Here is a 19538-nt window from a genome sequence, read left to right as displayed (position 1 = left end):
CGGGAGCGGTCAAAAAAGTCAAAAATACCTCGGTGATTTTTTGACCGGGTTTTTGACGACTATTGGACATAGTTTTAGACCCTCCGAAAGACAGTATAGAAGATCAAATGCTATTTTTTGGACGTCAGCATCTGTTTAGCGAGCCGAGCCGCATTCTTTAGAGTGGTCAGACCAATACTACTTTTGAGATGATCCTCGACGAGAATGCGCTTCTCTTTCCAAGGCGCTTGACTGTCGATCAGGCCCAGATCGACGTAAGCTTGAGCAGCTGCGATCCGCTTGTTGGGCCGCCCTACTTTCGGCGTAAGCTCGGCTGCGGTATTTGCGTCGCGCTTCCCCATAAATCGCATAAAGAGTAGCTCCAGCTGGTCTTCTGTCACTCGGCGCCGCCAGTTGTTGGCAACTTTGTCACCCAGACAAATCGAGCTGCCAAGGAGCGAGCCCGACAGATTCCGTGCAAAGGATCCATCGATCATATCTACTGTCCAAGGCGGCAATTCTCTTGGAACTGTGTAAGTCCCCCGTTCAAAACAGTAAGGCAGCGTGTAAAATTGCAGTTCATCCGTGCCATCGCCTTCGGCTTTTGCGCGCGCGCCAGAGCAATATTCCAAATCCCACGTCGCGTAGTTCGCCTCCATGTGTGGCCAAAATCCAAAACGCGTCGATCCCATCTGAACCAACCACTCATTTTCCAAACCGGCTTCATCTGGGTCGGCGACAATTGCCATGCTCTCGTACACTGTCGTTTTTGTAAAAATGCTGGCGTTTGAGTTGGGCAGTGTCGACGGGGTCGTAATGATATCGCTGGATGGGGTAAACAGCGTCAGCGCAACATCCGAGAGTGCAGTCAGGAACAGATCCTCGCATAGATCCAGCGGAGAGCCAAAGAATGTGTATGTGTCAAAACCATGCGCTTGAAAATGTGCACAAGCCCGATGGTGCGACCATCCAATATACTGCCGCTCGAAATCGCTCCAAAGAGTGGCGAGTGGGGTGTATCCTTTTGGCGCAAACATCAAGTGGCGCTCCGGTTGGGCTTTGATGCATCTGCAACAAACTCTGACCACCGTTCCATCAGCACCCGCCGGTTGTCCAGCAGGTCCGACCTTGCATAGGCCCGCTCTACATCTGACCCAACTTGGTGCGCCAAACTCATTTCGGCCACTTCACGCGGCACGTTTGCGACCTCGGACGCCCAATCGCGGAAGGTCGAGCGGAAGCCATGGACCGTCACGCCTTCGACCTGCATCCGCCGCAAGAGCATCAGCATTGACATATTCGACAGCGGCTTGTGGCGTTTTTGCCCTTCGAAGACATACTCCGACTGCATCGCGCGCAGCGGTTCAATGACCGACAACATTTCATCCGTGAGCGGCACGCGGTGATCCTCGCCCGTCTTCATGCGTATGGCCGGACAGGTCCACACGCGCGCGTCCAGATCGACCTCGCCCCACTGCATGCCCAGCACTTCACCCGTGCGTGACCCGGTCAGGCAGGTAAACATCAGCGCCTTTGCCGCCATCGCGTTACGCATTCTCAGATCAGCGTAGAAGGCAGGCACGTCGCGCCAGTGCATCGCTTTGTGGTGTTTGACCTTGGCCTTGACCTTGGGCAGCGCGCCCGCTTCCTTGATAGCCGTCACAGGGTTTTCACCGTCGCGGAACCCTTTCGAGCGTGCCACGTCCAGCACCGTCTTGATCCGCTGCGCCAAGCGCTTGGCCGTTTCGTGCTTTGCGGTCCAGATCGGGGCAAGACACATCATGACTTCGGGCTGGTGAACAGAATCAATCGGCATCCGGCCAATCTTGGGAAAGGCATAATCGCGCAGCGTGTTGATCCATTGCTGGCCATGCTTGGCGTTCTTCCACGTCGGCATGCGGTCAATATGGACCTGTTTGGCAAATTCTTCAAAAGTCGGGATGTCGCGTTTGGCATTGAAACGTGGGTTCAGGCCGGTCTTGGCCATGCGCCGATATTCCAGTGCGCGTTCGCGGGCTTGGTTGATCGTGACGATATCGGCCCCACCTAAGCCAAAATCCGTCCGCAGTGGCGCACCCTTGCGATTTTTTTGCCCTTTGACTACCACCCGGACGATCCAACGCCGTGCCCCAGAAGGATCAACGACTAGGTAAAGGCCATTGCCATCCCCATGCCGCCCAGCGCCAAGGTTCTCGACCAGTTTCTTCGTCAGCTTGCCAGATAGGGCCATTTCAAAAATACCACATTTAATACCACTCAAGAAACGAGTATAGACATCAACGAAGAAAACTCAAGCTAATCGGCAAAGTGAGCTAAGCTCAGCATACCACAAAGAAAAAGCCGCTCAAAGCGGCCAAGTCAAATTCGGAAAAATGGGGTAGTGGCGGACCGAGGAGGATTCGAACCCCCGACCCCTTGATTCGTAGTCAAGTACTCTATCCAGCTGAGCTATCGGTCCACTAGCGCGTGGTTTAGTGATGCCTTATGATTTATGCAAGCCCAAAGGCATCAAAATTGCTGTCATTTTTTCACCCCCGTTTTCGGCCTGTATGTGCGGCCTCGGCGGACTCCGCGCAGTTTATGTATCCAGCTGCCGATCGGGCAATGTGCCGTCCCCTTTGGGCAGCGTAATGGTGAAACACGTGCCGTCCGGTCCGGTCCACGCCAAATCAAGGATACCGCCGTGACCTTTGACGAGCTCGGCGGAAATCGCGAGCCCAAGGCCTGATCCTCCTTTGCGCGCGCCGCCTTGGAAAGGGGCAAACAGGAACTCCTGCGCTTTTGGGGGCAAACCCGGGCCTGTGTCTGCGACATCGACATACCACGCACCTGCGTCCTCCCTGCCCTCGATGTTGATCTGTCCCGGCTGACTGGTCGCAGTGATGGCCTGACGTGCGTTTCGCATCAGGTTTGCAATGACACGGTAAAGCTGCTCCGGGTCTGCACGCACCATCATCATTGCGGGGACTTTACAGACGATCTCTACATCATGATCACCGATCGCCAGCACCTCCCCATCGATCACTTCATCAACAAGATCGCGCAGCGCAAGCCGCGTGAGCGTCGGGCTTGGTTCTTCGGCCTTGCCAAACGCCAGCGTACTTTCACACAGATGAACTGCCCGCGTGATCGAGCCCACCAGCTTGGGAGCCATCCGCTTGACGGTCGGATCCTCGCTCATCTCGATCCGGTCCGTGAATAGCTGAGCCGAGGTCAGGATATTGCGCAGATCGTGGCTGATCTTGCTCACAGCACTACCCAGCTGCGCCAGCCGCTCCTTTTGGCGCAAGGCCTGCGTCAGGTCGGTTTCCAGCTTTTGCAACGCTTCTTCGGCTTCGCGCAACTCGGTCACACTGGCAGAGGGCACAATAATGCGGCGCGCATCCTCGGGGGCCGCGGCGTAATTCTGCATGTCCCCCACCACCCGTTTGATCGGCTTGAGCAACAGGGCCCGCATCGCCACGAACAGCAAAGAGGCGGTGATAACCGAAATCACAGCCGAGAGGATCAGAATACGGATGCCATAATCTATCATCGTCATCCGCAATGGATCAGTCTCCATCGTGATTTCGATCAGCAGGCCCGCATCGCGCACAGGCGCCCCGATCACGCGGATCACCTCGTTTTGCGGTGAGACAAAACGCGCCAGCGCATCGCGGATCAAGACCACAGCGGAGTTGTCTCGCATGTCATATGTGGCCGCGATGGCTTGCGGCATATCGGAGGACAGCACGAGTTGGCGCACCTGATCGCGACGCAGCACCACATTGAAAACGCCCGCGTTCTCCAGCAGTTCCTTTTCCAGCTCGCCGTCAAGCATATCATCCGCCAGCAGGGCCAGCGACGCGATCTGCGCCCGCTCCAGCTTGTTGTTAAGATAATCCTCGCGGAACCGCGCGATCGAGGGCACAAAAATCAGGACTTCTGCAATCATCACAAAGATGGTTGTCAGAATGATGAGACGACCTGAAAGCGAATTGAACATATGTCAGATTTTCACGGGATGTAGCGTTGAACAAGCCCCACGATCTTTTTGACCTTGGGATTGTCGAAAAGTCGCGGACTGTAATAGGCCCCTGCGGCGCGTTTGTTGATCTCTCCGATGGTGGGATAGGGGGCGACCATGGCGGCGATCTGGCTCATCTTCATACGGTTGGCCAGCGCCAGCGCCCAGAGGTTGATCAACTCGCCCGCCTGATACCCGACGATGGACGCGCCCACCGGTCTGCCCTTGTGCACCATCAGCTTGATGAACCCTGTGGTCTTGCGCTCTGCAATGGCGCGATCATTATGGGCATAGTCAAAGCGCACGACCTCCAGAGCGGTCCCATGTTCCTTGCGCGCCTGTGCTTCGGTCAATCCGACCTGCGCCAGTTCAGGCTCCGTATAGGTCGCCCATGGGATGTGGGACACCTTGGCCTTTGACGGCAGTCCAAAGAGCATGGATCGGATGATCACACCCGCATGATACCCCGCCACATGCGTAAACTGCAGCCCGCCTGCCACATCGCCAATGGCATAGACCTTGCGGTTGCTGGTGCGCATACCTGCATCTACCTCAATTCCGTTTCCCTTGGCTTTGATCTTGCCTGCCTCGAGCCCGAGGTTGTCAATATTCGCCTTGCGCCCCACGGCCATCAAAAGATGCGTGCCTGCAATCGTTTCGCCAGTTTCACTGATAACTTCGATCGCACCTGCCGCCCCTTTGATCTGTGCTGCCTTGGTCTGTTCCCTGATCATGACGCCTTCCGCGCGCAGACTGTCCAGAACGACCGCCGCCAGTTCGGGATCATCTTTGCCCAAGGCCTGTGCCCCTTCGATCACGGTCACGCTGCAGCCAAGACGGATGTGCGCCTGTGCCATTTCCATGCCAATCGGGCCGCCGCCAATGATCAGCAGATGTTCTGGCTTGTCGCGTAGATCGAAAATTGTTTCGTTTGTCTCAAAAGGCACATCGCTCAGCCCCGGGATCGGCGGCACCAGCGGTGATGAGCCTGTGGCGATCACGATACGGCGGGCGGTGATCACCGTCTCGCCCGCCTGCACCTCAGTGGGCGAGATAAAACACCCGTACTCACGGATGACGTTGATGCCAAAACCTTCGAACCGCTCCTGACTGTCGACCGGCGCAATTTGCGCAATGACGTCGTGCACGTGGTCCTTGGTGGCGGCATAATCAGCCGCACCCGAGCCATTGGCGACGCCGTATTGCGACGCGTGGCGCTGGCTATGCGCCGCCTTGCCACTGGCAATCAGTGCCTTGGACGGAACGCAACCGAAATTCAGACAATCGCCACCCATCTTATGCCCTTCGAGCAGCACAACATCAGCCCCCATCTGGGCGGCACCCGCGGCGACAGATAAACCACCCGACCCGGCGCCGATGATCAGGACATCGGTTTTGATACGTTTCATGTCAGAGGTCTTTCTTGCCAGTGATGGCCTTGATGAGGACGGGAAGCACCGATAGCGCACTCAGCCCCAGGATCGGCAATAATATATGCGGTTCAAAGATGATGCCGAGGTTGGGCGTCTCGCCTCGGGCGAACACCTCACCCAGCCCCGCACCCACCGATGAATAAACAAGCGAGCCGGGGATAATCCCCAGAAAGGTCGAGATGACATAGCGATGCAGCGGCACCGCCAGAAAAGCGGGAACGAGGTTGGCCACGAAGAACGGCACCACAGGCACCAGCCGCATGAAAAACAACATCGACCACTGATTTTCGTCCAGCCCCTTGGCAATCTTGCCCACGGTGCCATCGGCTGCATCCATTCGCGCCTTGAGCTTTTCACCCAAACCGTTCCGCGCGGCCAGAAAAATGACCGTCGCCCCCAGCGTTGCGGCCGTGACGCTTAGCACGGACCCGCCAAACGTGCCGAACAGAAAGCCGCCCGTCAGCGTTGCGATCAATGCGCCGGGCAGTGAGAATGCAACGATCACAACATAGGTCAGCAGAAAGCCCAGCACGGTTACCGCGAAGTTACTGTCGCGCACCGCAATCAGCGCCTCACGATTGTCGCGCAATGCCTCGAACGAGAGGTAGTCCTTGAGCGTGAACGCACCGACAGCCGCCACCAACAGTATAAGGAGCAGTGGCAAGCGGCGCGTCCAGCCGGATTTTTGGGTTTGTGTCATCTCAAGCATTACTGTCACCTTTTGCAGCCCGGTTGCAATTGACACTTTACATGACGCTTGGGCCGACGTGGCGATAGCCCCCTCACGCGCGCTTGATGTGGCGTGACAGGCATGGGCGGTTTTACCCTGCGTCACGCCGGTTCTTGAAACATCTTCATTGCCCGCGTGGTCGAATTATTGCAAAACGGTGCAAATATCCCGGCGTGAGGGTTTGACTTGCCGTCAGATGCGCTTTAGACGACGGGCTTCGAATATGACCGGATGCGGGGCGATTCCGCCACGCTCCGAAGTTTAAAATGGAGACGGAGCGATGAAACGCACCTTTCAACCTTCAAACCTCGTGCGCAAGCGGCGCCACGGTTTTCGTGCACGTATGGCCACCAAAGCAGGCCGCAAGATCTTGAACGCACGCCGTGCACATGGCCGCAAGTCGCTAAGCGCCTGATCTGATCCCAACGGGGTCACGATAGATGATGCCGCTGCATGTCAAACCTTTGAAATCAACCGCCAAAGGGGCTCCTCTTTCGGCGGTTTCTTCAGGTCTGACGCGGATTACAAAGCGATCCGATTTTTTGCGCGCGGCCCGTGCGCCGCGTGTTGTCACCCCCGGCTTCATCCTTCAGATGCGTAAGCGCACGCCAAGCGAAGCGGAGGGCATCCGCGTCGGGTTCACCTGTTCCAAAAAGGTCGGCAATGCAGTCGCGCGGAACCGCGCCAAACGCCGCCTGCGCGAGATCGCGCGGCTCACGCTGACCGATCATGGTCAGCAGGGTGTCGATTATGTTTTCATCGGACGCGCTAAAGAGACGGCGCAGCGGTCGTTTTCCCAGTTGATGGATGATCTTGGCGTCGCGTTGGACAAACTGCACAAAGCGCCAAGGTGAGCCCGCTGGCCCATCTCTTTGCGCTGCCTGTGCGCGCGTATCGACTGATTTTCAGCCCATGGGTCGGATACAACTGTCGTTACCAACCAACCTGCAGCGCATATGCCTTGGAAGCTTTGCAAAAGCACGGGGGCTTGGTCGGTGCTTGGCTGACGCTGCGGCGCATTTTGCGTTGCCACCCGTGGGGGAAATGCGGCTATGACCCCGTGCCCGAACGTTCGCGCAAACCCTGACCCTGCAATCCGAGGCGCCAACCCTCGCGATTGGGCAAAATTCACGGATATCGAGGCTCTTTTGGTTCATCTGTTCTCGCAGTATAGAACGTCAAGCCAACCACAGGACGCCGCTGATGCTCGATCATTCAGATGAAATTCACCCGCTTTTTCACGGGGCACCCAAAACAACTGAATTTCGCAAGCTGCGCAAGCGTCTTGTGAGGCAGGCGCGCGAAGCGATTGATCGCTATGGGATGATCGAAAAAGGCGCAAAATGGCTGGTCTGTCTGTCCGGCGGGAAAGACAGCTACACCCTACTCGCGGTCCTTTACGAATTGAAATGGCGCGGATTGCTGCCGGTTGAACTGCTCGCGTGCAATCTGGATCAGGGACAGCCGGGTTTCCCGGCGACCGTTTTGCCCGCTTTTCTGGAAAAGATGGGCGTGCCGCACCGTGTTGAATATCAGGACACCTATTCCATCGTGATGGATAAAGTGCCTGAAGGGCGGACGCTTTGCGCGCTTTGTTCTCGCCTGAGGCGCGGTCACTTGTATCGTATCGCGCGCGAAGAGGGGTGTTCCGCTGTCGTTCTTGGGCACCACCGCGACGACATACTCGAGACATTTCTCATGAACCTCTTTCATGGTGGGCGGCTGGCAACAATGCCGCCAAAACTGGTGAACGAAGAAGGTGATTTATTCGTTTATCGCCCGCTTGCGCATGTCAGTGAAGTCGATTGCGATCGGTTTTCGACGGCAATGGACTATCCGATCATCCCTTGCGATTTATGCGGCAGTCAGGATGGCTTGCAGCGCCAACAGGTCAAGGCCATCCTTGAGGGTTGGGAGAAAAACAGCCCCGGACGCCGGCAGGTCATGTTCAAGGCACTGACGCATGCACGCCCGTCGCACCTTTTGGACACGGAGTTGTTCGACTTTCTCGGTCTCATGCGAAAATAATTCAAGTTTTCTGCAATAGCGCCGTAATAATCACCCGGTTGTTAACCGAGACGTCATTCTGTTTGGGCTAGTTTTCTGTCGTTTACTGCTGCGCAAAGCGCTTTTACGAGAGGGATGACATGTTCAAAGTGCTGGCAGAGGCCGTCGCCTCAGCACGAGTCCGACTTGGCGCATGTGTATTTAGCCCGAAAAGCCTCGCTTTCATTCCTGCAGTATGTCTCGGGCTGTATTGGTATGCTGGCGAAGTGGCGTTGATTGTCACAGCCTTGTTTTTTCCCGTACTCGTCATCCTGACCCGCGCAAAACCCCCAGAAGCTTCCACCCCGGTTACCCAAACTTCGGTGATGGGCATGATGCAGCGCGATGACTTTCAGGACATCGTGTTGCAAAGGTTCAAGGATGCGCGTGCGGACGGATTGATCTCTGCCGCTTTCCAGATTGAAATCGACGATCACACGGCGCTGGTCGAACGATATGGACAGACCGCGGCGGATCTCATCTCCAAAATATCCGGCGACCGGATTGTTGCTGTAACGCGTGACAGGGATGCCGTCACGCATTTGGATACGTTCAAATACGCGGTATGTCTTGAGCCGGTGCGTCAGATGGATCTTGAACTGTGCATCCAGCTTGCGGGCAGGATTCAGGCCGCTCTGGAAGAACCCATACCCGTCGATGGCATCTCGGTTCATGTTACCAGTTCAGTGGGATTTTGCCAGCAAACAAAGGTGATTTCGCGCTCTGGCGACGCGTGGTTGGCAGCGGCAGGCCACGCGCTCAGGGAGGCTCATCTGAACGGCCCCGGAGCGGTACGCGCCTACTCAGACAAAATGCAACGTAAGTCAGAAATTCGCGCAGAACAGCGCGAAGAAGTCGTTCAGGCGCTGGAAAAAGGGCAAATTCGACCTTGGTTCCAGCCTCAGATATCGACTGACACGGGACTTGTCACCGGATTTGAAGCCCTCGCAAGATGGAACCACCCTAATCGTGGCATGGTTTCACCGGCTGCTTTTCTGACCGCCATTGAACAGGCCGGGATGCTGGAAAAGCTCGCGGAAGTCATGATGTTCCATGCGTTCACCGCCCTGAAAGCATGGGACAGCGCTGGCGTGCACGTGCCGCAGGTTGGTGTGAACTTTGCGGGCCCGGAATTGAGCAATCCCAAACTTGTCGACAAAATAACCTGGGAGCTGGACAGGTTTGATCTTGCCCCGGAACGCCTGGCCGTCGAGGTTCTGGAAACCGTTGTCGCCAATTCGCCAGACGACACAATCACGCGCAACATCAATGGCCTGAGCAGACTTGGCTGCCGGATTGACCTTGATGATTTCGGCACGGGGCACGCATCCATTTCATCCATTCGCCGGTTTTCCGTAAGCAGAATCAAAATAGATCGCTCTTTCGTCATAAAAGCGGACCGCGACCCTGAACAACAACGCATGATCAGCGCTATCCTGACTATGGCAGAGCGGCTTGAGGTGGAAACGCTGGCCGAAGGCGTCGAATCTGCTGGCGAACACGCTTTGCTTGCTCAACTGGGCTGCGATCATGTGCAAGGCTTCGGGATCGGGAAACCAATGCCGTTTGACCAAACGCTGGATTGGATCGCCAATCACAACGCCAAACTGCAAGCGACGCCACAGATCCTGACCAACAAGTCCCGTTAAAACGGCTCATTTCGGCAAACCGAAACGCTCTGCAAGCCGTCCAAACCCAAGCAAGCGCTGCTGCAAGCGACGATCGGTAGCAGATCATGGGGAAAACCTCGAATCTGCTTGACCTTTGTGCCGACACTCTGTTGAACCACGCTGATACTCAACAGAGCAGGTGGCTGCCCCGATGGACGACCAAAACAAGAACCTAATTCTTGCAACAGCACTCAGTTTCGTTGTGATTCTGGTGTGGTTTGTTCTATTCCCCCCACCCGAACCTGAGATACCGCTCACCAGTGAGACCTCCACGGAGCTGACACCCGATGCTGCCACAGGCAGCCTGCCATCCGTGACATCCGACACCGCGCCATCCGTGGTGATCGAGGGCGAAACCCGCTCCGCAGCGCTTGAAGAAGCGCCACGCGTCGAAATCGCCACGGATCGCCTGAAGGGCTCCATTTCACTGCTTGGCGGGCGGATCGACGATCTGTCCTTGAAAGACTACCGCGAAACCCAAGAGGACGATGCGGATATCGTTACGATGCTCTCCCCCGTGGGCAGCCCCGGGGCCTATTACGCCCTCTATGGCTGGGCTGCTGGCGCGGGCGTTGACCCATCCCAAGTACCCGGCCCGGATACCGAATGGCAGGTCATCGACGGCGACATCCTCTCGGTTGACGCACCCATCACGCTACAATGGAACAATGGCGCGGGCCTCTCCTTTACCCGCATCATTGAGATTGACGACAACTACATGTTCGAGATCACGCAATCGGTGGCGAATACGTCGGATGCCCCGGTGACGGTGGCCCCCTACGGTATCCTTGCACGTCATGGTGAGCCGGCTGATCTGAAAAACTTCTTCATCCTGCATGAAGGCGTCGTCGCGATGGCAGATGGCGAGTTGACCGAAACCAACTGGGACGACATCCCGGAATTCCCGGTAGATCAAAGAGAAGGTGTGCCCGCAGAACGTATTGAAAACGTACTGAACGGCTGGATCGGCTTCACCGATCACTTCTGGATGTCGGTTCTGATCCCTGATCCAAGCGCCTCGGCAAGACTGACGACCAAATATCGCCCCCGTGCCGATATCTATCAGGCCGAAACCGTCCTTCCGGCGCAAACAGTGGCCCCCGGCACATCCGTGAGCGCCACAACCCAGCTTTTTGCAGGGGCAAAGGAATGGGAAACCATCCGCAATTATCAAACCGATGGCGTCGATCGTTTCATCGACAGCATCGACTGGGGTTGGTTCTTTTTCCTGACCAAGCCGATCTTCTTTTTGCTGCATTACCTCAACGCATTCATCGGCAATATGGGCTGGGCGATTATCGGTCTGACCCTGATCATCAAGGCGATCCTGCTGCCGCTGGCCTATAAATCCTATGTCTCCATGGCGAAGATGAAAGAGCTTCAGCCGCAGATGGAAAAGCTGAAAGAAGAAGCTGGCGACGACCGTCAGAAGATGCAGCAAGGCATGATGGAGCTCTATAAGAAGGAAAAGGTAAACCCGGCTGCGGGCTGCCTGCCCATCCTGCTCCAGATCCCGATCTTCTTTTCGCTCTATAAGGTGATTTTCGTCACGATCGAACTGCGCCACGCGCCTTTCTTCGGGCCGTTTCAGGACCTCAGCGCGCCGGACCCCACGTCGATCATGAATTTCTATGGTCTGTTGCCGTTTGACGGGCCAGAGCCGGGGTCAATCATGGCGCTGATCTTTATCGGTATCCTGCCCCTTTTGCTGGGTATTTCGATGTGGATGCAGCAAAAACTCAACCCCGCCCCCACAGACCCGACACAACAGATGATCTTTGCATGGATGCCGTGGGTTTTCATGTTCATGCTCGGCGGTTTTGCCAGTGGCTTGGTCGTCTACTGGATCGCGAACAACACGATAACCTTCGCGCAACAGTATATGATCATGCGCAGCCAGGGGTATAAACCGGATGTGTTTGGCAACATAAAAGGCGGGTTTCAGAAGAAAACAAAACCCGACTCGAAATGACCACGATCACAACGTTGCTGCGCCATCCGCTCAAAAGCCACGGGCGCGAGGCGTTGCGGCAAACGACCCTGACAGCAGGACAGTCCATGCCGTTTGACCGGCTTTGGGCTGTCGCGCATGAGGCATCAAAAGCAGACGGCAGCATGTGGGTCCCTTGCGCCAACTTCAGCCGCGTGTCCAAGGCGCCAAACCTCATGGCGATTACGTCCAGCCTGAACGAAGCGACGGGTGACCTCACCCTGTCACACCCCGACAGACCGGACCTGACGTTTAACCCGGATACCGGCACGGATGCGTTTATCGCTTGGGTCAGCCCCCTTGTTCCTCAGGACCGGGCGTTGCCTAAACGGATTATCAGGCTGGAGGGGCGTGGATTTACCGACAGCGATTTTCCTTCGGTCACCCTGTGCAACCACGCGTCCCATAAAGCCGTCGAAACCCAAATGAACCAGCCTTTGTCAATCCACCGCTGGCGGGGCAACATCTGGTTTGAAACCGACGCGCCATGGGTTGAATTTGACTGGCTCGGCAAGGACGTCCGCATCGGCGACTGCGTTCTTACGGTGCGCGAACGGACTGATCGTTGCCTTGCCACCACAGCCAATCCGGACACCGGCATGCGCGATGCAGATACGCTGGCCGCGCTGGACACTTGGGGGCATCAGGACTTTTCTGTCCGCGCTGAGGTCAAACAAGGTGGCACCATTCGTGTCGGCGATCAGATTGAGGTGCTGTGATGCAATTGCCCTTCCCGGTCACGCAGGACCCTGACCATCAATCGCTCGAAAAGGGCCGCTTGCTCTTTGCGGGCGAAACGGAATTCGTAAAGGGTGTGGTCGCCATGTCCGGCCTGCCTGATCCTGACCGGATGGAGGTGTGTTTTGCCGGGCGTTCAAATGTTGGCAAATCCTCTTTGATCAACGCACTGACCGGTCGCAAAGGTCTTGCGCGCGCCTCCAACACCCCTGGGCGTACGCAGGAAATCAATTTCTTTACCGCGGGTGAGAGCCATTACCTCGTCGATCTGCCTGGCTATGGCTATGCAAACGCGCCGGTGCCGGTGGTCGAAAAATGGCAACGGCTGCTGAAGCAATATCTGTCTGGTCGCCAGACCTTGCGACGCGCCTTTGTGTTGATTGACGCCCGGCATGGCGCGAAAAAAGTGGACGAGGAAATCCTCAGCCTGCTCGACAGTGCCGCCGTCACCTTTCAGGTCGTTCTGACCAAGGCCGATAAGGTCAAGGAAAAAGAACGCGAAAAGGTGCTGGATCAGGTACGCAACGCCCTGTCAAAACACCCCGCCGCCTTCCCGGAACTTGTTGTCACCTCGAGTGAAAAGGGATGGGGCATTCCCACACTGCGTTCGATTATCACCGACCTGACCTGACACGCCCCAACCGAACCCATGGCCCCAAGATGAAGACCCAAGATATGAACCGCGACTGGATTTCTACCGCAAGCACGCTGAACAAGGCGCTGCCCTATCTGCAACGCTACGCCGGGGCCACGGTGGTGATAAAGCTTGGCGGTCATTCGATGGGCAGCGATGAGGCGATGGACGAATTTGCCCGTGATGTGGTGCTCATGCGGCAGGTCGGCGTGAACCCGGTCATAGTGCACGGCGGTGGCCCGATGATCAACGCGATGCTCGACAAACTGGACATCAAATCCGAGTTCGTGAACGGTAAACGTGTCACTGACAGCGCTACGATGGATGTGGTCGAAATGGTGCTGAGTGGCCTCGTCAACAAACGGATCGTTCAGGCGATTAACGGTCAGGGCGGCTGCGCGGTGGGTATTTCCGGCAAAGATGCGCGTCTCATCACCTGCACTCAAACCGACCCCGCTTTGGGCTTTGTCGGCACACCACAAGAGGTTGACCCGCGTCTGTTGCGTGATCTGGCCGAAAAGGAATACATCCCCGTCATCGCGCCCTTGGGGGCGGATCGCTCTGGTCAAACGTTCAACATCAATGGGGACACGGCTGCCGGTGCGGTTGCCGCAGCGCTCAAGGCGGACCGGCTGCTCTTGCTGACGGATGTGCCCGGCGTAAAGAACGACGCAGGCGATGTGCTGACAGAACTGAGCGCGCAGCAGATCCGCGAGATGACAATGGATGGCACGATTGCCGGGGGCATGATCCCGAAAACAGAAACAGCGCTGGCCGCAATTCAGCAGGGCGTGCGCGCGGTTGTGATCTTGGATGGACGCGCGCCGAATGCCTGTTTGCTGGAACTGTTTACCGAACATGGCGCAGGCTCGATCATCCGCGCAGAATAGCAATCTGCGACACCGGGCGAGACGCGCTTTCTTCTAACGCAGATGTGTCAGCACATGGCTTGTTATGAACGCTGCGGCGACTAGGTTAGACAGATGGAAAACGAAGCACTTATTCGTCTTGGCATATTCGTGGGCCTGTTCGCGCTGCTGGCAACACTTGAGGCGCTCGCGCCACGCCGCGTGCGCAGCCAGTCGCGGCGTGCACGCTGGGTCACGAATTGGAGCGTGACCGTTCTGAACACGCTCACGCTGCGCGCCTTGGCCTTTGCCCTGCCCCTGCTGGCGGTGGGTGCTGCCATGGACGCTGAGGCGAACGGCTGGGGGCTGTTCAACTTGATTGCGCTGCCCTTTTGGGTCGAGGTGCTCTGTGCTGTGCTGATCCTTGATTTCGCGATCTGGCTGCAGCATCTCATTACGCATAAGGTGCCGCTTTTGTGGCGCCTGCACCGCGTGCACCATGCCGATGTGGATATGGACGTAACAACGGCAATCCGCTTTCACCCCGTGGAAATCGCCCTGTCCATGCTCCTCAAGATCGGGCTGGTCTATATTCTGGGGCCGGCAGCCATCGCCGTGATCCTCTTTGAGATTATTCTGAACGGCACCGCGATGTTCAATCATTCGAACCTTGCCTTGCCAAAAGGAGTGGACCGCCTTGTCCGCAAGGTTCTGGTTACCCCTGACATGCACCGGGTGCATCATTCCGTGCACCGCCACGAACACGACAGCAATTACGGTTTTGCGCTGTCGATCTGGGACCGCCTGTTCGGCACCTACATCGCGCAACCCGCCGCCGGGCATGACGAGATGCAGGTCGGGCTTGAATGGCAGGACGACCGGCCCAGCAAGCTGAGTTGGTCGCTCTCCCTTCCCTTCGCGCGCAAGTGACATATGAGACCCTTCAGGCGGCGGCCCTGACCCGTTCCCTGAGCATCCTTGGCGGGTTCCATCCCACAGCTGATGATAATGTTCCGCCGGGTTTTCAGACCCTTTTGTTGCTCGGCCCGCATGAACCCGGTTTCTGGGCGAGCTTTACACAAAGCGCTGAATGGAACGACGGCCAGCCTGACCCGATGAATCGCTGGTCGACGCGCGTTATCGGCGCATGGGCCGCAGATCTGGACGCGCGGGCACTTTACCCGTTCGGCGGGCCGCCCTTTAAGCCGTTTTTCTCTTGGGCGCTCAAAACCGGTCGGGTGCACGCCTCACCGATCATGCTGCTTGTGCATGATACCGCTGGCCTGTTCGTGTCCTTTCGGGGGGCGCTTGCGCTGCGCGAAAAGATTGACCTGCCCGCCCCCCCTGCCAACCCCTGTCTGAGCTGTGTCGATCAGCCCTGCACCACCACCTGCCCCGTCGATGCATTGGACGGGAAAAACTATGATGTGGTGGCCTGCAAGACATTCCTCGATCAAGCCGAGGGGCAGGACTGCATGGCGCGAGGCTGCGCGGCGCGGCGGATCTGCCCGGTCTCACAGCAATACCCGCGCACCCCGGCGCAATCGGCCTATCATATGACCACATTCAAAGGGTAACAGATGCTTCGACTGATCCTGATGCGTCATGCGAAATCAGACTGGAACCACATTGGCACCGCCGATCATGACCGCCCGCTCAACAAGCGCGGGCGCAGGGCTGCGAGTGCCTTGGGCGATTGGCTGCGCGCGCAAGGGCATGTCCCGGATGAGGTGATGTGCTCCTCCGCCGAGCGGACGGGCCAGACGCTGATGGGGCTGCAGATTACTCCCGCCCCGCAGACACGGTTCATCAGGGCGCTTTATCTGGCGGAACCGCGCGTCATGATCGAAACGTTGCACGAGGCCAAAGGCAATTGCGTGCTGATGATCGGGCACAACCACGGCATCTGCGAGTTTGCCAGCCTGTTGGTGGAGTCACCCCCTGTGCATGAGCGGTTTGCGGATTACCCAACGGGGGCCACGCTTGTCTGCGACTTTGATGTGGGCAGCTGGCAGGAGGTCGGCTGGCATCAAGGCCGGGTGATCGATTTCATCGTACCACGCGAATTGACGGGCTAAACGGAAAACGCCGCCCCAAGAGGGCGGCGCATCCAGTCCAAGCGTGAACCGATTTAGTGCCCGAGGATCTGGCTCAGGAACAGCTGCGTGCGTGGAGATTGCGGGTTGTTAAAGAACGCCTCAGGTTCGTTCTGCTCCACGATCTGCCCGGCATCCATGAAGATCACCCGGTTGGCAACCTGACGCGCAAATCCCATTTCGTGGGTCACACACAGCATCGTCATGCCTTCTTCGGCAAGTTCGATCATCGTGTCGAGCACCTCTTTGATCATCTCCGGATCCAGCGCAGAGGTTGGCTCATCAAACAGCATGATCCGCGGCTTCATGCAGAGCGAGCGCGCAATGGCCACCCGCTGCTGTTGCCCGCCCGAAAGCTGCCCTGGGTATTTGCCCGCCTGATCCGGAATTTTCACCTTTTCAAGGAAGTGCATCGCCGTTTCTTCGGCCTCTTTCTTGGGTGTCTTGCGTACCCAGATCGGCGCCAGCGTACAGTTTTCAAGGATCGTCAGATGCGGGAAGAGGTTGAAGTGCTGAAAGCACATGCCAACCTCAGACCTGATCTTGTCGATGTTCTTGAGGTCGGACGACAGCAGCGTCCCATCCACGGTGATGGAGCCTTGCTGATGTTCTTCCAGCGCGTTGATGCAACGGATCAGCGTGGATTTGCCCGACCCCGACGGCCCGCAGATCACGATACGTTCGCCCCGGTTCACCGTCAGGTCAATGTCGCGCAGCACATGAAACGCGCCATACCATTTGTTCATATTGCTGATGGTGATCGCGATCTCGTCAGAGACCTGCATTTGAGTTGCTTGTTCAGCCATTGGTCAGGCCTCCTTATCTGTGATCGGTCGCGAGACGACGCTCGAGCCATTGTGAATATTGCGAAATGCCGTAACACACGACGAAAAACAGCAGCGCAGCAAAGCCATAAAGCTCCCAATACACGCCGCCCCAATCCGTTGAGGCGAGGATCGGTCCACGGATCATCCCAACAAGGTCAAACATCGAAATGACCGACACGAGTGTGGTGTCCTTGAACAGACCGACGGCGACATTCACGATCCCGGGGATCGAGATTTTAAGCGCCTGCGGCAGGATAATCAGACGGGTCGCCTGCGTATAATCCAACCCAAGGCTATCCGCCCCCTCGTACTGTCCCTTGGGAAGAGCCGCGAGGCCGCCCCGGATCACCTCGGCGATGTAGGCCGAGGAGAACATCGTGATCATGATCACCACACGCAAGAACAGATCGACCGTGGATTCCGGTGGGAAGAAATAGGCCAGCATCACCGATGCCACGAACAACAAGGTGATCAGTGGCACGCCACGAATGAATTCGATGAAGATAACACAAATCCATTTGATCAGCGGCATGCTCGACTGACGCCCAAGCGCCAGCACGATCCCCAGTGGCACCGATAGCGACACACAGGTCACACCCAGCATCATGTTGAGCATGAAACCACCAAGGTCACGGCTTGGCACCGCCGTCATCATCGCGGTTTCATTTGCGTTCTCGGGGATCAGCAAACCGCCAAGGATCCAGACGAACACCGCTGCAACAATCCCGCCGAAAAAGCCTATTGCAAAGTTGCCCGTCACAAAGCGACGGTAGACAAGATAGCCCACGACACAGCCCACCAGCGCCAGAACAGGCACGCCCAGCGCGCCACCCCAGATGAGGTAATAGGCGATGAAGGGATAAAGCGCCGTGAAGATCAACAGCTTGCGTGGCAGATCGAAAAACAGCACCGGCGCGCCCGCAATAAACAACAGTATCAGGGCCAGACCCGGCCGCCAGTAAAGCTCGCTCGGGTATTGGAACCCAAAGAGCAGCTGGTTCCAGCGCTCGGTCAAAACCGAGAAACAGGCACCGACGGCACCATCAAGCACGTCACGGCATTCAGACAGGCTGTCGGTGGACCAGACACCATTCAAGAGCCATGGTAACGTCCCTGCCAGAATGAGGTAGAGGAAATAGGCCGCAACGATTGTAAGAACGCTGTTGGCGGGGGTCGCAAACAGGTTCTCACGCATCCATTTGACCGGGCCGGATGCCGCAAGCGGCGGCGCGCGCTCAGGGATGGTTTCGGTGCGAACGAACGAAGCGGAGTGTTGGCTTGTATCAGTCATTGTTCAACGCTCCTTCAGGGTGACGGTTTTGTTGTAGACGTTCATGATCGCCGAAATCGACAGCGATATGACGAGATAGAACAGCATCAGCAACAGAACACATTCAATCGCGCGACCGGTCTGGTTCAGGGTGATACCGCCCAGCGTCGCGGTGATGTCCGCATACCCCACAGCAATTGCCAGCGATGAGTTTTTGGTGATGTTGAGGTACTGCGAAATGAGCGGCGGAATGATCACGCGCAGGGCCTGTGGCAGCACAACAAGGTTCATGACACGTCCCGGACGCAGCCCCAAGGCGGATGCCGCTTCAGTCTGACCTTTGGACACCGCCTGAATACCGGCGCGCACGTTTTCAGCGATGAACGCACCGGTGTAGATCGACAAGGCGAACCACAGCGCGATCAGCGGGGCACCAATCTGGATGCCGCCCTGAAAATTGAAGCCCCCAAGAACTGGCATGTCCAAACTGACCGGACGCTCCATGATGAAAAACATTACGATGGTCGGTACGAAAAAGATGGCAAGGCTCGGCCATCCCATCGGCAGCAAACGCCCTGTTTCATAGAGCAGGTTCGTGGCATAGCGCCGGTAGGCAAAGACGCCCACAATCGACGCAATGAAGGTCGCAACCACGACCATTGAACCCGCACCCCAGATCGGGGCGGGAATGTAGATACCGCGGTTGGTAAAGGCAAAAGCGCCCAAGAGCATCGTGGCTTCGGGCTCATCGCCTCTGAAGGCGCGCGGGGCGGGCATGACGGCGGTCATGATCGTAAAGATGATGATGATCCAGATCAGAACAGGAATGTTGCGGAAAATCTCGACGTAAAAAGACATCAACTTGGCCACAAGCCAGTTGTTGGACAGACGTAAAACCCCCGCGATCACACCAAACACGGTCGCCATGATACAGGCAAGAAAGGCCACCAGCAGCGTGTTGAGGATACCGACAACTGCCGCGCGCGCATTCGACGACTGGCTGTCGTACTCAATCAGACGCTGGTTGATGTCATAGCCTGCCGGATCGCCAAGGAACCCATAAGAGATGTTGAGACCCTGTGCGGCCAGGTTCGTCAGCAGATTGTTCGCGAGATAGGCAATGGCCACAATCAGCGCAAGCAGCGCAATCGCTTGAAATGTCATCGACCGGTAGCGTGTGTCGTTGATCAGCATGGATAGCCGAAACGACCCCCTCGGTGGGTCCGTCACTATTGTCATTATTGTCTTCCCCGTGGTTCCGGCTATTCGCT

20 protein-coding genes and 1 tRNA gene are annotated in these 19538 nt (G+C 57.0%); 12 read left to right on the top strand and 9 right to left on the bottom strand.

Annotated elements, in window-relative coordinates; translation table 11 throughout:
- Positions 1-110: 110 nt before the first annotated feature.
- From K5Q35_RS20935 to K5Q35_RS20910, 6 genes are all read right to left on the bottom strand, one after another.
- Positions 111-1016, bottom strand: coding sequence for a hypothetical protein (locus K5Q35_RS20935; protein WP_220801217.1), 906 nt, complete (start codon positions 1014-1016; stop codon positions 111-113).
- Positions 1016-2209 (bottom strand): site-specific integrase, encoded by a 1194-nt coding sequence (locus K5Q35_RS20930; RefSeq protein WP_220801216.1) that lies wholly within the window; start codon positions 2207-2209, stop codon positions 1016-1018. Before K5Q35_RS20930 ends, K5Q35_RS20935 begins: the two co-directional genes overlap by 1 nt.
- Before the next feature lie 151 nt (positions 2210-2360).
- Positions 2361-2437, bottom strand: a tRNA-Arg gene (locus K5Q35_RS20925).
- A 120-nt stretch (positions 2438-2557) separates the two neighbouring features.
- Entirely contained in the window at positions 2558-3964 is a 1407-nt protein-coding gene (locus K5Q35_RS20920) for a HAMP domain-containing sensor histidine kinase (protein ID WP_220801215.1), read from the bottom strand.
- 11 nt (positions 3965-3975) lie between these two features.
- Positions 3976-5394, bottom strand: a complete 1419-nt coding sequence (locus tag K5Q35_RS20915; protein ID WP_220801214.1) for an NAD(P)/FAD-dependent oxidoreductase — start codon at positions 5392-5394, stop codon at positions 3976-3978.
- A gap of 1 nt (position 5395) precedes the next feature.
- Positions 5396-6127 carry a TVP38/TMEM64 family protein gene (locus K5Q35_RS20910; protein ID WP_220801213.1) on the bottom strand — a complete coding sequence of 244 codons (732 nt, stop codon included), beginning with the start codon at positions 6125-6127 and terminating at the stop codon, positions 5396-5398.
- Between the two features lie 301 nt (positions 6128-6428).
- Between K5Q35_RS20910 and rpmH the strand changes: the two genes are divergently transcribed.
- The 12 genes from rpmH to K5Q35_RS20850 all read left to right on the top strand — a co-directional run bounded on the left by rpmH (position 6429) and on the right by K5Q35_RS20850 (position 16152).
- On the top strand, positions 6429-6563 hold the full coding sequence (gene rpmH, locus K5Q35_RS20905) for a 50S ribosomal protein L34 (protein WP_013963166.1): 135 nt from the start codon (positions 6429-6431) through the stop codon (positions 6561-6563).
- Between the two features lie 25 nt (positions 6564-6588).
- Positions 6589-7002 (top strand): ribonuclease P protein component, encoded by a 414-nt coding sequence (gene rnpA / locus K5Q35_RS20900; protein ID WP_220801212.1) that lies wholly within the window; start codon positions 6589-6591, stop codon positions 7000-7002.
- On the top strand, positions 6999-7235 hold the full coding sequence (gene yidD, locus K5Q35_RS20895; RefSeq protein WP_013963168.1) for a membrane protein insertion efficiency factor YidD: 237 nt from the start codon (positions 6999-7001) through the stop codon (positions 7233-7235). Before rnpA ends, yidD begins: the two co-directional genes overlap by 4 nt.
- Before the next feature lie 116 nt (positions 7236-7351).
- On the top strand, positions 7352-8176 hold the full coding sequence (gene ttcA, locus K5Q35_RS20890; RefSeq protein ID WP_220801211.1) for a tRNA 2-thiocytidine(32) synthetase TtcA: 825 nt from the start codon (positions 7352-7354) through the stop codon (positions 8174-8176).
- Positions 8177-8295: 119 nt separating this feature from the next.
- On the top strand, positions 8296-9843 hold the full coding sequence (locus tag K5Q35_RS20885) for a bifunctional diguanylate cyclase/phosphodiesterase (protein ID WP_220801210.1): 1548 nt from the start codon (positions 8296-8298) through the stop codon (positions 9841-9843).
- 172 nt (positions 9844-10015) lie between these two features.
- On the top strand, positions 10016-11836 hold the full coding sequence (gene yidC / locus K5Q35_RS20880; RefSeq protein ID WP_013963171.1) for a membrane protein insertase YidC: 1821 nt from the start codon (positions 10016-10018) through the stop codon (positions 11834-11836).
- Positions 11833-12573 (top strand): MOSC domain-containing protein, encoded by a 741-nt coding sequence (locus K5Q35_RS20875; RefSeq protein WP_013963172.1) that lies wholly within the window; start codon positions 11833-11835, stop codon positions 12571-12573. The genes yidC and K5Q35_RS20875 overlap by 4 nt, the downstream gene beginning before the upstream one ends.
- Positions 12573-13223: a ribosome biogenesis GTP-binding protein YihA/YsxC gene (gene yihA / locus K5Q35_RS20870; protein ID WP_220801209.1), complete on the top strand. Its 651-nt coding sequence runs from the start codon at positions 12573-12575 to the stop codon at positions 13221-13223. Before K5Q35_RS20875 ends, yihA begins: the two co-directional genes overlap by 1 nt.
- Before the next feature lie 29 nt (positions 13224-13252).
- Entirely contained in the window at positions 13253-14116 is an 864-nt protein-coding gene (gene argB / locus K5Q35_RS20865) for an acetylglutamate kinase (RefSeq protein ID WP_220801208.1), read from the top strand.
- 93 nt (positions 14117-14209) lie between these two features.
- Entirely contained in the window at positions 14210-15004 is a 795-nt protein-coding gene (locus K5Q35_RS20860) for a sterol desaturase family protein (protein ID WP_220801207.1), read from the top strand.
- Positions 15001-15651 carry a ferredoxin gene (locus tag K5Q35_RS20855; RefSeq protein WP_220801206.1) on the top strand — a complete coding sequence of 217 codons (651 nt, stop codon included), beginning with the start codon at positions 15001-15003 and terminating at the stop codon, positions 15649-15651. Before K5Q35_RS20860 ends, K5Q35_RS20855 begins: the two co-directional genes overlap by 4 nt.
- 3 nt (positions 15652-15654) lie before the next feature.
- Positions 15655-16152, top strand: a complete 498-nt coding sequence (locus K5Q35_RS20850) for a histidine phosphatase family protein (RefSeq protein ID WP_220801205.1) — start codon at positions 15655-15657, stop codon at positions 16150-16152.
- Between the two features lie 53 nt (positions 16153-16205).
- Here the strand turns inward: K5Q35_RS20850 and K5Q35_RS20845 are convergent, their stop codons facing one another.
- The 3 genes from K5Q35_RS20845 to K5Q35_RS20835 are packed head-to-tail and all read right to left on the bottom strand — an operon-like array spanning position 16206 to position 19506.
- Positions 16206-16976, bottom strand: coding sequence for an amino acid ABC transporter ATP-binding protein (locus tag K5Q35_RS20845; RefSeq protein WP_013963178.1), 771 nt, complete (start codon positions 16974-16976; stop codon positions 16206-16208).
- A gap of 13 nt (positions 16977-16989) precedes the next feature.
- Positions 16990-18288, bottom strand: coding sequence for an amino acid ABC transporter permease (locus K5Q35_RS20840; protein ID WP_220801204.1), 1299 nt, complete (start codon positions 18286-18288; stop codon positions 16990-16992).
- A gap of 3 nt (positions 18289-18291) precedes the next feature.
- The gene (locus K5Q35_RS20835) at positions 18292-19506 is read right to left on the bottom strand and encodes an amino acid ABC transporter permease (RefSeq protein ID WP_220801203.1); all 1215 of its coding nucleotides are present in this window, start codon (positions 19504-19506) and stop codon (positions 18292-18294) included.
- Positions 19507-19538 lie beyond the last annotated feature (32 nt).

The organism is Roseobacter sp. OBYS 0001 (assembly GCF_019654895.1).
Classification (GTDB): Bacteria; Pseudomonadota; Alphaproteobacteria; order Rhodobacterales; family Rhodobacteraceae; genus Roseobacter; species Roseobacter litoralis.
This window is presented reverse-complemented; position numbering and strand designations above follow the sequence as displayed.

Bases quoted from the DNA above. Each gene is read 5' to 3' on its own strand.
- K5Q35_RS20920 (WP_220801215.1), bottom strand. From the start codon at position 3,964: ATGTTCAATTCGCTTTCAGGTCGTCTCATCATTCTGACAACCATCTTT.
- K5Q35_RS20840 (WP_220801204.1), bottom strand. From the start codon at position 18,288: ATGACTGATACAAGCCAACACTCCGCTTCGTTCGTTCGCACCGAAACC.
- K5Q35_RS20930 (WP_220801216.1), bottom strand. From the start codon at position 2,209: ATGGCCCTATCTGGCAAGCTGACGAAGAAACTGGTCGAGAACCTTGGC.
- K5Q35_RS20885 (WP_220801210.1), top strand. From the start codon at position 8,296: ATGTTCAAAGTGCTGGCAGAGGCCGTCGCCTCAGCACGAGTCCGACTT.
- rpmH (WP_013963166.1), top strand. From the start codon at position 6,429: ATGAAACGCACCTTTCAACCTTCAAACCTCGTGCGCAAGCGGCGCCAC.
- K5Q35_RS20845 (WP_013963178.1), bottom strand. From the start codon at position 16,976: ATGGCTGAACAAGCAACTCAAATGCAGGTCTCTGACGAGATCGCGATC.
- ttcA (WP_220801211.1), top strand. From the start codon at position 7,352: ATGCTCGATCATTCAGATGAAATTCACCCGCTTTTTCACGGGGCACCC.
- rnpA (WP_220801212.1), top strand. From the start codon at position 6,589: ATGATGCCGCTGCATGTCAAACCTTTGAAATCAACCGCCAAAGGGGCT.
- K5Q35_RS20915 (WP_220801214.1), bottom strand. From the start codon at position 5,394: ATGAAACGTATCAAAACCGATGTCCTGATCATCGGCGCCGGGTCGGGT.
- yihA (WP_220801209.1), top strand. From the start codon at position 12,573: ATGCAATTGCCCTTCCCGGTCACGCAGGACCCTGACCATCAATCGCTC.
- yidC (WP_013963171.1), top strand. From the start codon at position 10,016: ATGGACGACCAAAACAAGAACCTAATTCTTGCAACAGCACTCAGTTTC.
- K5Q35_RS20835 (WP_220801203.1), bottom strand. From the start codon at position 19,506: ATGACAATAGTGACGGACCCACCGAGGGGGTCGTTTCGGCTATCCATG.
- K5Q35_RS20910 (WP_220801213.1), bottom strand. From the start codon at position 6,127: ATGCTTGAGATGACACAAACCCAAAAATCCGGCTGGACGCGCCGCTTG.
- K5Q35_RS20850 (WP_220801205.1), top strand. From the start codon at position 15,655: ATGCTTCGACTGATCCTGATGCGTCATGCGAAATCAGACTGGAACCAC.
- K5Q35_RS20860 (WP_220801207.1), top strand. From the start codon at position 14,210: ATGGAAAACGAAGCACTTATTCGTCTTGGCATATTCGTGGGCCTGTTC.
- K5Q35_RS20875 (WP_013963172.1), top strand. From the start codon at position 11,833: ATGACCACGATCACAACGTTGCTGCGCCATCCGCTCAAAAGCCACGGG.
- argB (WP_220801208.1), top strand. From the start codon at position 13,253: ATGAAGACCCAAGATATGAACCGCGACTGGATTTCTACCGCAAGCACG.
- K5Q35_RS20935 (WP_220801217.1), bottom strand. From the start codon at position 1,016: ATGTTTGCGCCAAAAGGATACACCCCACTCGCCACTCTTTGGAGCGAT.